The sequence below is a fragment of the Microcystis wesenbergii FACHB-1317 genome, assembly GCF_014696875.1.
Taxonomy (GTDB): Bacteria; Cyanobacteriota; Cyanobacteriia; order Cyanobacteriales; family Microcystaceae; genus Microcystis; species Microcystis wesenbergii_A.
In genome coordinates this window covers 1-13,693 of sequence record NZ_JACJQV010000139.1, presented here as the reverse complement: position 1 = coordinate 13,693, position 13,693 = coordinate 1, and the positions used below count along the sequence as shown (strand labels likewise).

General features: G+C 43.0%; 15 protein-coding genes and 4 pseudogenes. 14 read left to right on the top strand and 5 right to left on the bottom strand.

The window, feature by feature from the left end:
• The first annotated feature begins 144 nt into the window (after positions 1 to 144).
• Positions 145 to 2,061 carry a hypothetical protein gene (locus H6F92_RS12065; RefSeq protein WP_190358015.1) on the top strand — a complete coding sequence of 639 codons (1,917 nt, stop codon included), beginning with the start codon at positions 145 to 147 and terminating at the stop codon, positions 2,059 to 2,061.
• A gap of 134 nt (positions 2,062 to 2,195) precedes the next feature.
• Here H6F92_RS12065 and H6F92_RS12060 read toward each other — a convergent pair whose 3' ends face one another.
• The 5 genes and pseudogenes from H6F92_RS12060 to H6F92_RS12040 all read right to left on the bottom strand — a co-directional run bounded on the left by H6F92_RS12060 (position 2,196) and on the right by H6F92_RS12040 (position 7,263).
• Positions 2,196 to 2,477, bottom strand: a complete 282-nt coding sequence (locus tag H6F92_RS12060) for a hypothetical protein (RefSeq protein ID WP_190358014.1) — start codon at positions 2,475 to 2,477, stop codon at positions 2,196 to 2,198.
• 75 nt (positions 2,478 to 2,552) lie between these two features.
• A pseudogene (locus H6F92_RS12055) lies at positions 2,553 to 2,732 on the bottom strand (hypothetical protein); the annotation flags it as partial.
• A 17-nt stretch (positions 2,733 to 2,749) separates the two neighbouring features.
• The gene (locus H6F92_RS12050; RefSeq protein WP_190358013.1) at positions 2,750 to 4,297 is read right to left on the bottom strand and encodes a glycosyltransferase family 39 protein; all 1,548 of its coding nucleotides are present in this window, start codon (positions 4,295 to 4,297) and stop codon (positions 2,750 to 2,752) included.
• 141 nt (positions 4,298 to 4,438) lie between these two features.
• Positions 4,439 to 4,720, bottom strand: coding sequence for a hypothetical protein (locus tag H6F92_RS12045; RefSeq protein WP_190358012.1), 282 nt, complete (start codon positions 4,718 to 4,720; stop codon positions 4,439 to 4,441).
• 77 nt (positions 4,721 to 4,797) lie between these two features.
• A complete protein-coding gene (locus tag H6F92_RS12040) occupies positions 4,798 to 7,263 on the bottom strand; it encodes an ATP-dependent Clp protease ATP-binding subunit (RefSeq protein ID WP_002732350.1) in 2,466 nt (821 codons plus the stop codon).
• Positions 7,264 to 7,825: 562 nt separating this feature from the next.
• Between H6F92_RS12040 and H6F92_RS12035 the strand changes: the two genes are divergently transcribed.
• From H6F92_RS12035 to H6F92_RS11980, 13 genes and pseudogenes are all read left to right on the top strand, one after another.
• A complete protein-coding gene (locus H6F92_RS12035) occupies positions 7,826 to 8,050 on the top strand; it encodes an addiction module protein (RefSeq protein ID WP_008199613.1) in 225 nt (74 codons plus the stop codon).
• Positions 8,047 to 8,343 carry a type II toxin-antitoxin system RelE/ParE family toxin gene (locus tag H6F92_RS12030; RefSeq protein WP_052275568.1) on the top strand — a complete coding sequence of 99 codons (297 nt, stop codon included), beginning with the start codon at positions 8,047 to 8,049 and terminating at the stop codon, positions 8,341 to 8,343. The genes H6F92_RS12035 and H6F92_RS12030 overlap by 4 nt, the downstream gene beginning before the upstream one ends.
• A 235-nt stretch (positions 8,344 to 8,578) precedes the next feature.
• A complete protein-coding gene (locus tag H6F92_RS12025) occupies positions 8,579 to 8,845 on the top strand; it encodes a hypothetical protein (protein WP_002733164.1) in 267 nt (88 codons plus the stop codon).
• A gap of 4 nt (positions 8,846 to 8,849) precedes the next feature.
• Positions 8,850 to 8,987: pseudogene (locus H6F92_RS26775) on the top strand (clan AA aspartic protease); the annotation flags it as partial.
• A gap of 394 nt (positions 8,988 to 9,381) precedes the next feature.
• A complete protein-coding gene (gene mazE / locus H6F92_RS12020; protein ID WP_190358011.1) occupies positions 9,382 to 9,606 on the top strand; it encodes a type II toxin-antitoxin system MazE family antitoxin in 225 nt (74 codons plus the stop codon).
• A complete protein-coding gene (locus tag H6F92_RS12015) occupies positions 9,599 to 9,805 on the top strand; it encodes a type II toxin-antitoxin system PemK/MazF family toxin (protein WP_242030108.1) in 207 nt (68 codons plus the stop codon). The genes mazE and H6F92_RS12015 overlap by 8 nt, the downstream gene beginning before the upstream one ends.
• 146 nt (positions 9,806 to 9,951) lie before the next feature.
• Positions 9,952 to 10,167: pseudogene (locus H6F92_RS12010) on the top strand (type II toxin-antitoxin system PemK/MazF family toxin); the annotation flags it as partial.
• Positions 10,168 to 10,598: 431 nt separating this feature from the next.
• Positions 10,599 to 10,841: a type II toxin-antitoxin system HicB family antitoxin gene (locus H6F92_RS12005; RefSeq protein ID WP_016515139.1), complete on the top strand. Its 243-nt coding sequence runs from the start codon at positions 10,599 to 10,601 to the stop codon at positions 10,839 to 10,841.
• Positions 10,838 to 11,050 (top strand): type II toxin-antitoxin system HicA family toxin, encoded by a 213-nt coding sequence (locus H6F92_RS12000; protein ID WP_190358010.1) that lies wholly within the window; start codon positions 10,838 to 10,840, stop codon positions 11,048 to 11,050. Before H6F92_RS12005 ends, H6F92_RS12000 begins: the two co-directional genes overlap by 4 nt.
• Positions 11,051 to 11,199: 149 nt before the next feature.
• Positions 11,200 to 11,640 (top strand): DUF29 domain-containing protein, encoded by a 441-nt coding sequence (locus H6F92_RS11995; protein WP_190358009.1) that lies wholly within the window; start codon positions 11,200 to 11,202, stop codon positions 11,638 to 11,640.
• Between the two features lie 342 nt (positions 11,641 to 11,982).
• A complete protein-coding gene (locus H6F92_RS11990) occupies positions 11,983 to 12,756 on the top strand; it encodes a hypothetical protein (protein ID WP_190358008.1) in 774 nt (257 codons plus the stop codon).
• 234 nt (positions 12,757 to 12,990) lie between these two features.
• Positions 12,991 to 13,266 (top strand): hypothetical protein, encoded by a 276-nt coding sequence (locus H6F92_RS11985; RefSeq protein WP_190358007.1) that lies wholly within the window; start codon positions 12,991 to 12,993, stop codon positions 13,264 to 13,266.
• 216 nt (positions 13,267 to 13,482) lie between these two features.
• A pseudogene (locus H6F92_RS11980) lies at positions 13,483 to 13,581 on the top strand (type II toxin-antitoxin system HicB family antitoxin); the annotation flags it as partial.
• Positions 13,582 to 13,693 lie beyond the last annotated feature (112 nt).

The following is a 13,693-nucleotide window of genomic DNA, read 5'->3' as shown; positions in this document are numbered from 1 at the left end:
TGGAAAAAGTAGTCAATCAGCTTTTAAATGAAGGGGGATTGATTATTAAATGGAGTAGAAAACTTAAAAATAAGGGTAATGCTGTCAATGTAACTTAAATGCGTAAAAGCTTATTTTTTAGATTTAACTCCTCTAAGAGAATTGATGCTTTCCAGAACCTTCTGGTTCAGTCTCAGCATCGTATTCTCTATTTTGTACAGTATCTTATTCTTACAAATCGCTTTCGGTAGCGAGTACAGTATTCAGGATGACGCACGCCGTATTATCGTTTGGATGATGCGCTTCTCTGATTCAGAGCTTTTTCCCGATGATTTCCTGATGAACTATTATCAATGGTTGACTCCTTCGGGTCTCGCGAGTCTTTATAAATTGATGTCAATGGTGGGGATAAACGCCATAGTTTTTAATAAGCTCGTACCGATCGCCCTAGGTTTAATATCTACCATTTATTGCTATCGAGTCTCCCTACAAATTCTGCCCGTACCTTTGGCTGGATTTATCTCTACACTATTTCTCAATCAAAATCTGTGGTTAAAAGATGATTTAGGTTCCGGTACCCCAAGAGGCTTTTTATACCCTCTTTTTCTGGCCTTTATCTATTACTTACTTCGCTCTTCCACGATTCCTTGTTTACTCTCTTTAATTTTACTGGCTTTCTTTTACCCTCCTTCGGTTCTGGTTGCTTCTGGAGTCTTAGTTCTCCGTCTCTTCTCCTGGAATAACCAAAGATTGCGTTTGACTACAGACCGAAAAGAGATTGTTTTTTGTATAGTCAGCTTGCTGGTTGTATTTTTAATCTTACTGACATATCTTTTCAAAAGTAGTGACTATGGAGCCATGGTTTCTCTGGCGGAAGCTCGAAATTTGTCAGAGTTCGGACAAGATGGTAAAATCGGATTTTTTCATCGAGAGCCGCTGACCTTTTGGACCTGTAATGATTATAGCGGTTTTTTCCCGAGAGATTGGTGTATTTTTAACCCCTTCAAGAGAAAATTTTTCCTCTTACCACCTCAAATTCTACTCGGACTAGCCTTGCCGATTATCCTCTATTATCGCTCCCATTTTTCTCTAGTGGAACGAATCACGAGCGCACGATTTATCCTGCCACAAATTTTGCTTTCCTCGATCGCCTTTTATCTAATCTCTCACGCTGTCCTCTTCAAGCTATATTTACCGCAAAGATACACGGAACATAGCCTAAGGATAGTTTTCGCTATTGCGGGGGGAATCGCTTTATCGATGCTGATCGATAAACTGTTAGAATGGGGGGCTAAAAAGACTATAGCAAGTGGAATAACCATCATTATCTTTCTCCTACTTCAAGTAGCAATGATTTATTCCTACCTGCCGATTCTTTATTTCAATCGAACTCGCTCGCTCTTGCTGACTGGACTGATGGTCATCCAAGTATTAGGATTAGTTTATTTTGTCGGAAGAGATAGAAAAAAAACACTTCCCGCAAGAGAAGTTTGCTTATCGAGAGTTTTTTTAACCTATATAATGCTCATCGTTATTGCGGTATCCGCACTACTGTATCCGCTCTCTCTGAAAAAATACTATTTTTTCCCAAAAGTTAGCTATATTACGGGAAAAGAACCGGAGCTTTATCAGTTTTTAGCTAAACAGCCGAAAGATAGTCTCGTGGCTTCTCTCTCCCTAGAGGGTGATAATATTCCCTCCTTTGCCCTGCGTCCCGTGTTTGTCCACCGAGACTCCTTAGAACCCTATAACTTGTTATTCTATGAAAAACTTCGCCAAAGATATATCGACTTGATCGAGGCCCAATATAGTCCCGATCTGACTGCCGTGCAGAACTTTATCCAGAAAAATAACATTCGTTTTTGGTTACTCGATCGCTCCGCTTTTTCCCCAGACTACCCAATCGATAAAGTTGGCCTTCAATCCTTTGGATCGGTAACTTCTGATGCGGTAGAAAGACTGCAAGCGGGAACCCCCCTCGTTTTATCCCAGTTAAGCAAGAGTTGTTCGGTTGTCGAATCAAAAAATATTATCCTCTTAGATGCTTCATGTATTCTCGATGCAAAAAACCCGGTTCGGTAGTTGCGCGGGGAGTAGATAACTTCAGTTCGGGTTAAGGAGGTTTTGCCATGAATTCTAGGAAAGAATAGGGCTGACCGGCTACGGTAAAATTAGGGTTTCGGCTGATACCGAACTCAGGTTAGTTATGATACTAGCTAATTTGATAGCTTTTTACTATCCTCCGCTGCTGCCGCTTCTAGGCTGGTAATTGGGGTTTCTGCCGTCAAAATGTCAGGAATATCACTTAAACTAGCAGTTTGATAAACCTGTTCATTTCTAGCAAATAAATTGCTCATATCTTGAGAATAATTAGAAGCGATCGATAGCAAAGCTCCGGCAAAAATATAGAGAGGTAACGGTAAAATAAAACCCTTTGCCCACTGATAAAATTCCACCAACAAAAATAAGAAAACACAGCCCACAACCCAAACTTTCATCGCACTTTTTCCCTATTTTTACGAGAAAAGGTGAGCAAAAAGCCCACCCTTTATTTAACTAATTCCAGTGAGAAGTTATTCAATCACGGGAGCGATTAACTCACGTCTTTCACCGGAAATAACTTTCACCTTACCTTCTTCGTCGATATCGACCATGGCCGTATCCCCATCAGAAACCCGTCCGGAGAGAATTTCCTCAGCCAGAACATCTTCCAATAGACGCATAATCGCACGACGTAAGGGACAAGCAAGGTATTAAGTCTCCATCACTACTACCCAATCACCAGGAAAAGTAGAGTGCTGATCAAAGCTGTGATCAAGAGGAATCCCCAAATCTTCCAGAGCAATCCTTGCGCTTTGTTGGATTTAAGAGGCCAGAAATACACCCTACTGGCGAGATCGGACTTACTGTACTTTCTACCAGCGAGATCAGACTTACTGTACTTTTCCTCAGTTAAGCAACTTTGGGATCGAGAAAGACCAATTAAGCAACTAACACTGTCGATACGTTCACCTAAACGAAACCTCAAAAAACTTTTTGGTTCTGCAAAGTTGACCACACCACTATTTACACTAGGGTCAAAGACAAGAGAAGCAAATTGAACCAAAATGGCAAGAACAACCAAGCTGCTAATTAACCATCGTTTGAGTCGATTAACCGATAACATCTGTAAGATTAGCAAAGCTATTAAGGGGAGAAGTAGTAGCTGAACTGAGGTAACGTGATAACGAGCAGCCCAAGAACCATCTCCATGCCAGAAATCCAGTTTGCTGGTTAAGATAATATGAAAGACAAGTGCAAAAATTGAGGAAATAAAATATATTCGTATATAAGGTGTTAATTTGTTAAATAAAATAATCCCCAATACTAAACACGGTAAAAGAAGGGGGTCGTAAATAAATATACTTTTAGCTGGTGAGAAGAGAACGCCGAGAATACCAACGTAGGGAGGGTGTATGAGAGGATAATTAGGGGGCAATTCTGGCAACCCTGAAAAGATTGCTCCATTGCGTATTTGCTCCATGAGTAACGATGTTCCCGTTGTCCAAAAATCCCCAAAGCGTAAGTAATTAAATAATCTACTCATAAAAAAGAAGGGAAATAAGCCGAAGTTCCAGAGTATGACCGTCTTAAAGATTTGATTCAGCTGGAAATTTTTATAAATTAGACAGCTAATTAGAAACCCAAAAACTGTTAGAGCATAAATGATAGTTGTGGAGCGAATTATAATAGCTGCTCCGATTGCCAATCCACTCAAAAAAACATAGGGTACTTTGTTAGTTTTAATATAAGCCAAAGCACAAGCATAACCTAAAATTACACAAAGTAGGACTGGATTATTTTGTTGAAAAGTTTGTGCATAGTGGAGAACGGTAGTACCTAGCAACCAAATCAAGCTGGCAGATGCCGCAATTTTCTCCTGAAAATCAAATAGTCTAAGTAACCAATAACAGGAGATAACAACTAATACATTTAGAGGGATAACTACAAGAAAACTAACCGCAAATTCTCTTAATAAATAAGGCTTAATACTAGGAAAAACTTTAGAGAGTTGAGTGCCAATCCAATCTGCTGGCAACATTAATAAAGATTGTCCCATATCATAATGTTCATATCGTTTTCCATCTACTCCTAAAACACCAACACGGTCTAATCGAGAGGAAGGACGATAATTTGGGGGTAAAGAAACTTCCTCAGTTCCTGTCCACAGGGCATGGGCCATTTTTAGCCTAACATCGGTATCTGGAGGTAAGTTGGCAGGATTGATTATTGTTATCCAGAGTAGGGCAATAAGAGCTACTTTTGTGACTGTTTTCATGATCATCTATTTTTAGAATCTGTTTGAAAAGTTATCGGGCGTTGCTGATTTTAAGTATCAATTGTCCTCTCGGCAATTTTTAAAACCTAGCACTAAGGTAACTTGTGGATAGGAGGCACAATTTAGTCTTCATGTCTTGATTCAGCGACACCGCTTTTTACTATCCTCCGATGCTGCCGCTTCTAGGCTGGTAATTGCGGTTTCTGCCGTCAAAATAGGAGGAACATCACTTAAACTAGCAGTTTGATAAACCTGTTCATTTCTAGCAAATAAATTGCTCATATCTTGAGAATAATTAGAAGCGATCGATAATAAAGCTCCAGCAAAAATATAGAGAGGTAAAGGCAAAATAAACCCCTTAGCCCATTGATAAAATTCTACCAACAAAAATAACAAAACACAACCCACAACCCAGACTTTCATCGCACTTTTTCCCCCTATCTTTACGAGAAAAGGTGAGCAAAAAGCCCACCTTTTATTTAACTAATTCCAGTGAGAAGTTATTCGATCACGGGAGCGATTAACTCGCGTCTTTCCCCCGAAATAACTTTCACCTTACCTTCCTCATCGATATCGACCATGGCAGTATCCCCATCAGAAACCCGTCCGGAGAGAATTTCCTCAGCCAGAACATCTTCCAATAGACGCATAATCGCACGACGTAAGGGACGAGCGCCGTAGGCCGGATTATAACCTTCCTCGATCAAGCGTTCTTTAAACTTATCAGTAACAGACAAAGTAATATTTTGTTCTGTCAGACGTTTAAACACATCCTTGAGCAGGATTTCGGCGATTTCCTTGACTTCTTCCTTATTGAGTTGACGGAAGACAATAATCTCATCAAGACGGTTGAGGAATTCAGGGCGGAAATACTGTTTTAATTCCTCATTAACCAGCGATCGAATGCGATTATACTGGGCTTCGGCTTGATTATCGGCAAACTCGAAACCTAAACCACCGCCACCCTTCTCGATCACTTTAGAACCGATGTTCGAGGTCATGATCAACAGGGTATTTTTAAAGTCCACCGTGCGACCTTTGGCATCGGTCAAACGTCCATCTTCAAGGATTTGCAGAAGCATATTGAAGACATCGGGGTGAGCTTTTTCGATTTCGTCGAATAGCACCACCGTATAAGGACGACGACGCACCGCTTCCGTTAATTGTCCCCCTTCGTTGTAACCAACGTAACCCGGAGGCGAACCGATTAACTTAGAAACCGTGTGCCGTTCCATGTATTCCGACATATCGAGACGGATCATCGCATCTTCGGAACCAAAGAAATAAGCGGCCAGAGCTTTAGTTAACTCGGTTTTACCTACCCCCGTTGGACCGGAGAAGATAAAGGAAGCAATCGGACGGTTGGGATTTTTCAGACCGACGCGAGCGCGACGAATGGCGCGAGACACCGCTTTAACTGCGTCCTCTTGACCGATGAGACGCTGATGCAGGGTATCTTCCATGTGCAGCAGTTTCTCGGATTCGGTTTCGGTCAGTTTGTTGACGGGAACCCCAGTCCAAGAAGCGACGATGTGAGCGATTTCCTCGGCATCCACAAAGGGTTCATCGTTGCCATCTTCGCCTTTTTTGGTGGAAGCGAGATTCCGGATCTGGGTTTTGATTTCCATTTCCCGATCGCGCAATTCCCCAGCTTTCTCGAAGTCTTGACCGCGCACCGCGTCATCTTTTTGTTTGAGAATTTGCCGCAGTTCTTTATCTAATTCCTTGGCTGCTGGGGGCAATTGGGAATTAATCAAGCGCACTCTCGAACCAGCTTCATCGATTAAATCGATCGCCTTGTCCGGTAAAAAGCGATCGCTAATGTAGCGATCGGACAATTTCGCCGCCGCTTCCAGGGCCTCATCTAAGATTTTTAATTTGTGGTGCTGTTCGTAGCGTTCCCGGAGACCGTAGAGAATTTCGATCGTTTCTTCTACGGAGGGTTCACCGACCATAACCGGTTGAAAACGTCTTTCTAGAGCCGCATCCCGTTCGATATGTTTGCGGTACTCATCCAAGGTCGTCGCCCCGATACATTGCAGTTCTCCCCGGGCCAAAGCTGGTTTGAGAATATTGGCCGCATCGATCGCCCCTTCGGCTGCCCCGGCACCGATGAGAGTGTGAACTTCATCGATAACAAGGACGACGTTACCCGCTTGGCGAATTTCGTCCATGATTTTTTTGAGGCGTTCCTCAAATTCGCCGCGATATTTGGTTCCCGCCACTAACAAGCCGATATCGAGGGTGACAACCCGTTTTTCTTCGAGAATGTCGGGAATATCCTTGTTAGCGATGCGTTGGGCCAATCCTTCTGCGATCGCTGTTTTACCTACCCCCGGTTCCCCGATTAGGACTGGGTTATTTTTGGTACGACGACCGAGAATTTGGATAACGCGCTCGATTTCCTTTTGTCGGCCGACCACGGGATCGAGTTTACCCTCGCTGGCCATTTGGGTGAGATTGGAACCGAATTCGTCAAGAGTGGGGGTTTTAGTGCGACCTTGAGAAGATGAACCGGCGGCCACTTCGGCGGTTTCCCCTAACATTCTGATTACTTGGGTGCGAACTTTCGAGAGATCCACGCCGAGATTTTCCAGAACCCTAGCGGCCACACCTTCCCCTTCGCGAATTAGTCCTAAAAGGAGGTGTTCTGTGCCAATATAGTTATGGCCCAGTTGACGGGCTTCTTCGAGGGAGAGTTCTAAAACTCTTTTGGCTCTGGGGGTGAAGGGAATTTCCACGGCTACGAATCCGGAACCGCGACCGATGATTTTCTCCACCTCCACGCGCGCATCTTTGAGATTGACACCCATGGACTTGAGGACTTTGGCGGCAACTCCCGTTCCCTCTCCAATTAGTCCTAGTAAAATCTGCTCTGTTCCCACGAAGTTATGGCCAAGGCGGCGGGCTTCTTCTTGGGCGAGCATGATTACTTTAATGGCTTTTTCCGTAAATCTTTCAAACATAGCCTATCCATCACCTACACAAGCGACCCTAGATATGCTGATTTTAGCACGGCTTTTTAGTTTAGCTGTCTCTCAGTGATCAGTTATTGGGGAACGGCTATTAGTTATAGTGGTTATAGCTCTGAAGATTTTTTCTGGGGTCAATGGCTCTTAGCTGACTTGCGGAGATGCCCGGAATCTCCCAGATTATGGTTTTAGCCCCCCGGAAACCTGCTGATAAGTTGTTCACCCTTGCATAATCCCCTAAAGTCGTGGTCATTCCCATCTCTCGATCGCTCGACTATTGATCGCCCATTTTCAGGTCAAAACTCGAAGTATAAGCAGATTAAATATTACTACCTATTGACAAATGACTATATATGTTGTAGAGCGGGGTGACATACAGAAAGTTGACCCCTATCGTTACTCTGGAGACTGTTATGCAGAAAGTTGACCTATAATATATAGTCAGGTCGCTTAGTATTTGAGTCATCACTATGTATGCCTAAACTAACGCTTCAAGTCCGAACCCATGACAACTTGTTAGAACTACTCGCTCAATCTGAATCGGGAGCTTGTCTGTATGGATATCGCGGCTACACTAAATGAAATTACAACTTTAAGTGTTGAGGATAGAATCCTTCTGGTTCAAGCGATTTGGGACAGTATTGCAGTCGAACAGGTGTATCCTGATTTAACCGAGGCGCAAAAACACGAACTCGATCAGCGGATTGAGGGTCATAATAATGATCCCGATAACGTCCTCACCTGGGAAGAGATGAAAGCATCAGTCAGAAAGCAAGCATGAAGTATGTACTGGTATTTCGTCCAGAAGTCCGTGACGACCTCAGCGATGCCTATGATTGGTATGAGAGTCAACAAGCTGGTTTGGGTGATGAATTTATTGATTGTGTAGATGACTTACTCAATCAGATCGGCATGATGCCAGAGTCTTATGCAATCGTTTATCTGGACATTCGACGAGCAGTCATCAGACGATTCCCATATGCTGTCTACTATCGAGTGATTTCAAGTCGGGTCGTTGTGACCGCAATTTTTCATGGTCGGCGTGATCCAAAGTCATGGCGATCGCGAACCTAACAACCCCAATGCACCGGACCATTGAGGTTATTGGTTAGCAATCTTGTAGGGTGCGTTCCCTAAGGCAACTTCTACCGCTTCAGCGATCGATTTTGGGGAACGCACCATGCACATTGATTGAAGCTGTGAGTCTAAGTGCGATGCAGCCTTTGTGGTCCCAGTTGGGGAATGTTAGCGAAGATTGCCAATGTTTAGGTTAAAATAGAGGGGCAAAAGTTGCAACGGGGTCAGGACAATGACAGTTAATCAACTCCGCTACAGCAAAGAAGAATTCGCCCGACGTGGTAATGAGATTTATCAATCTCAGGTGCGCCCCCAAGTCGAGGAAGGCAATCATGGGAAGATTGTAGCCATAGATATTGAAACAGGTGCTTTTGAGCTTGCCAATGACACAATAACTGCTTCTAATCGATTGCTTGAACGAAACCCTGATGCTCAAATCTGGCGTGTCCGAATTGGACATAAAGGCGTTCACCGCTTTGGCGTAGGTCGTCTGCTTTAACTTTATGATGAACGGAATTGTTGATCAAAACTGCGAGGCGAGGCTTAGGTTAGTCGTAAGCAATGAGAGTAAACAGAGGCAAGTAATTGATGCTGTTATTGATACAGGGTTCACAGGCTTTTTGACCTTACCTCTGACAGTGCGATCGCAATCTTGTAGGGTGCGTTCCCTAATGCAACTTCTACCGCTCCACTGATCGATTTTGGGGAACGCACCATGCTCATGGATTGAAACTGTGAGTCTAAGCCTCGTGGGTTGGGTTGAGCGAAACAATACTGGGGCGAAAATAGCTCAATTCGCTTGAAAAAGCGCAACCCAACCACCCCAAAGGTTACTCTTTGTTGGGTTTCCTTGGGTCAACCCAACCTAAAATAATTGCTAAACTACTGCTATCATCCAAAGTTAGTGACGGCGGGTGAGTTCAACCGTTAGACATTCAATCTACTTACAGATCAGAGGCAGGCATTGACAATTAATGTAGGATTAGTTAGTATGATGCTCTAATCCTACTGGGCTGTCGTGGGCAGTTTAGGGCAATGAGTAAGAAAGTCAGCATAACCTTAGACGACGAAGTTTTGGACTTTGTAGATCGACTAGCAAGCAATCGTAGCCGCTTTATCAATGATGTTCTCTGGCAAGAGAAGAAAAGGGTTTTTATGAAAGAGCTAGAAGATGCTTATAAAGATCAGGCCAATGATCCAGAGATGCAAGAAGAAATTTCTGTCTGGGATATTGCAGTGGGCGATGGTCTAAATGCCTAATGGAAGACTAACCTATAAGCGAGGAGAGATCTGGTGGGTCGATCTGAAACCCGTTGTTGGTTATGAAACCGATAAAGAACGCCCTTGCCTGATTTTACAAAACGATATTGGCAATCAAAATGGAACAACGACAATAGTTGCTCCATTGTTGCCTGGGAAAAAGACTTATGGTTCTTCGTTACTTGGTATGGTTCGATAGGGGGGCATAAATCGACTAAATCCTTATCTGGCAAGAGACTTAATTGATTAGTTCGCTCTAGACAAAAACAATTGACAAAAATCGCCAAATGCCTTTCTATATAAGGGTTCCATCCCTTATACCCCCCGTCCATTGCATAACACAAACCGAAGAACCAGACTTATCCTTTTGTTGTCAATATTACCCCGACAGTGCAGAATGGACTAGACGGAGATCGACACATCAACTTAAGTCAAATGAGGGCTGTAGATTCTCAAAGAATTAAGAATAAACAGGGTGTTTTAGAAGACGTTTATTGGGAAGAAATAGAGAAAGCAGTCTGTATTCAACTCGGTTTCAGTTTAGCTTTTAAGTCTTCATAGTGCGATGCCAAAGGCACTGCGTAGCAGAGCGCACCGCCTCATACGTTGAGTTGAGCGAAACAAGACTGGGGCGAAAATAGCTCAATTCGCTTGAAAAAGCGCAACCCAACCACCCCAAAGGTTACTCTTTGTTGGGTTTCCTTGGGTCAACCCAACCTAGAATAATTGCTGCTCTATTGAGCGCCTATTTTCAGACCAAAACTCGAAGTATAAGCAGATTAAATATTACTATCTATTGACAAATTAGTATATATGTTGTTACGGGACGGAGTGATATACAGAAAGTTGACCTATAGCGTTACTCTGGAGATTGTTAGACCGAAAGTTGACCTATAATATGTAGTTAGGCAAAGAGTCAGAGTTACATAGCTAGACTCATCCAAAGTTAATGATAAGATTGGGACATACACGGAAATGCAAGATCTACTCCTATGTTCTACAAACTTCCACTTTTGCTTACTCCTCAACCAGAAGGAGGATTTACAGTAACTTGCCCTCTTCTACCTGAACTAATCACAGAGGCGGATTCTTTGGAAGAGGTTCTGGAAAATGCCAAGGATGCCTTTGAGGCAGTTTTGGAAACTTATCAAGATTTAGGCAAAAAACTTCCAGTCAACTTGCAAGCCTTTAATCAGGAGTCACCGGCCCTAGTAGAAGCAATTATTTCTGCATGAGATACAAAGAAGTAGCTCAAAAACTGAGGAGGCTTGGCTGTGAAGAAATACAGAGAAAGTCAAAAGGATCACATAGAAAATGGCTGAATCTCTCTAATCAAAATGTAGCAGTAATTCCTGATTGGGGTAGTAAAGACTTAAAGTTTGGAACAATTAAGGCAACCATAAAACAGCTAGGCATAGAGTGGAGTGCCTTTGAAGAGGCATAACAAGTCACTACATCCGATCGTAAGGTAAACTACTGCTATCATCCAAAGTTAACGGTAATCAGTTATCATTAAGAAAATGCCGGATCGTTAACTTAACAGAATTAACCCCACAATCCCACCCGAAAAGCTTGAAAAACAGGGAACCGGTTATGCCAACCACCTACGATTGCGATTTAATTCTTTGGGCCAGGGATACGGCTCAACTTTTGCGGGAACAACGCTGGGATGCCATTGACTGGGAGCATTTAATCGAGGAAATCGAGGATTTGGGGAAAAGTGAACGCAGTGCGATTGGTTCTCAAATGGAGCGAATTTTGCTTCATCTCCTCAAGTGGCAATATCAACCCCAACGGCGCTCCGATAGTTGGCTGGATTCCATCAATGATGGGCGATCGCAAATTCGTCGTAAGTTAGAGGATAGTCCCAGTTTAAGCAGTTATCCCGCAGAAATTTTGGACAAGGAATATACCAGAGCGCGTCGAGAAGCCGCCAAACAAACAGGTTTAATCCTCAGCATTTTTCCAGAGTTTTGTCCCTATACTATCGCGCAGGTGATAGAAGATTGGTGGCCCAGGGATAGCCTTGATTAAAGGTTAAATAATCCTAAATCCGGTTATTAAAGACTGATTATTTATTCTCCCTTTTTGCATGAGTGCATGAGCAGAAAACGGGTTTCTCCGAGAAACCCGTTTTCTGTGCGTTACTCAACCGATTTAGTATTATGTGACAGTTGAGGGTGCGGAATGTGGGATTGATCGCCCATTTTCAGACCAAAACTCGAAGTATAAGCAGATTAAATATTACTACCTATTGACAAATTAGTATATGTGTTGTAAGACCGGGTGACATACAGAAAGTTGACCCATATCTTTGCTCTGGACAGTGTTGTGCAGAAAGTTGACCTATAATATGTAGTTATACCGATTAGAGCCATGACCAGAGAAAGCCAAAAACTTTACGAGCTAAACGTAGTCAAGCTATTTCGTGATGCAGGAGGATTGAGCCACTACGCAGAACTGCACGTGCCAGATCACCTGGAAAGACCCGATATCATAGCAAGAATTGATTCTATTACGATTGGAATCGAAATCAGGAATCTATTCAATGACGAGAAAGAGGGGTCTGGCAGTCGCGACCGTAAGCGTCGTGGCATATATGAATCTGTAGTTAAAACTTGTTCCCACATTCATTCAAGGCGTAGCGACAAATGGATTGATGTCCAGGTATCCTTTAGCCGTTATCGTGATGCTGACCTGATCGCAAGGCGAGAAAGAAAAATAGCTGAGATGCTAGTGAAATTGGTTGAGAAGTATGATCCTAAAATTGGAGATTATTTCACCTTGTGTGCTGAAAAGTTGTGGGGGCCGGATTGGCCTGAAGAAATCGACTATGTTCGCGTAATGCGACTTGAAGGGGATGACCCCCCTCATTGGAGTTACACAGATAGCTTTTGGGTCGGTGAAACAACAGACGAACTAATACAGAATGCGCTTGACGACAAAGAACGGAATATTCTGAAATGGCGTGATGGATTTGATGAGGCATTGCTTTTACTTGTCTTAGATGGCAGCGTCGGCGCAAGTATGCTTCGCCCGCATGAGCAGTTGATGAATAATGAGTATCTAAGCTCTTTTGATCGAGCCTGCGTCATGGAGTTCGATGGGAAGAGTTACAGAGAACTGCGTCTGCGAAGAGCTAAGGTATAACGCACTGCGATGTCAAAGGCACTTCGTAGTGCGATCGCAATCTGGTAGGGTGAGTTCCCTAAGACAACTTCTGGCGCTCCAGCGATCGATTTTGGGGAACGCACCATGCACATTGATTGAAGTTGTGAGTCTAAGTGCGATGCCGCTCTTGTGGGCCCAGTTGGGGAATGTTAGCGAAGATTGCCAATGTTGAGGTTAAAATAGGGGGGCAAAAGTGGCAACGGGGTCAGGACAATGACAGTTAATCAACTCCGCTACAGCAAAGAAGAATTCGCTCGACGTGGTAAAGAGATTTATGAATCTCAGGTGCGCCACCAAGTCGAGGAAGGCAATCATGGGAAGATTGTAGCCATAGATATCGAAACAGGGGCTTTTGAAGTAGCAAAAGACAGCCTCACAGCTTCCGATCAACTTTTAGCCCGATTGACCTATGCTCAAATTTGGTTCGTAAGAATCGGACATCGAGCAGTTCATCGAGTCGGTTTGATTGGGGCAAATTTATTTCAATGATTAATCAACTCTACGCCTGTTTTTGCACAATCTTCTCACTCAATTCTAGGAAGGTGGGACAATATTAGATTAAGTACTAATAACTTAATATCTTATAGAGTTTTTCAAAAAGCGTGAGTTGGGTCAATGATCAGGAAACCTAACTATTTTCTAACCAAACGATTAGGAAACAGTTAGGTTATGATTTTCAGAGTAAGCCGGAGATGATAAGACACCATGAAAAATCGCATCTTTACTGTTATTTTGTACAAAGAAGATAATATGTACATTGCTGAATGTCCAGAAGTTGGTACAGTAGATCAAGGAGAAACAATTAGACCTCCTGCAAAAATAGGAACTGATTATGTAAAATAAAGTAAAACACTCAGAAAAACAATGACTTACGAAAAAGTAAAAAATTTGAATCCAGAAGAGTTTAAACGCTTTT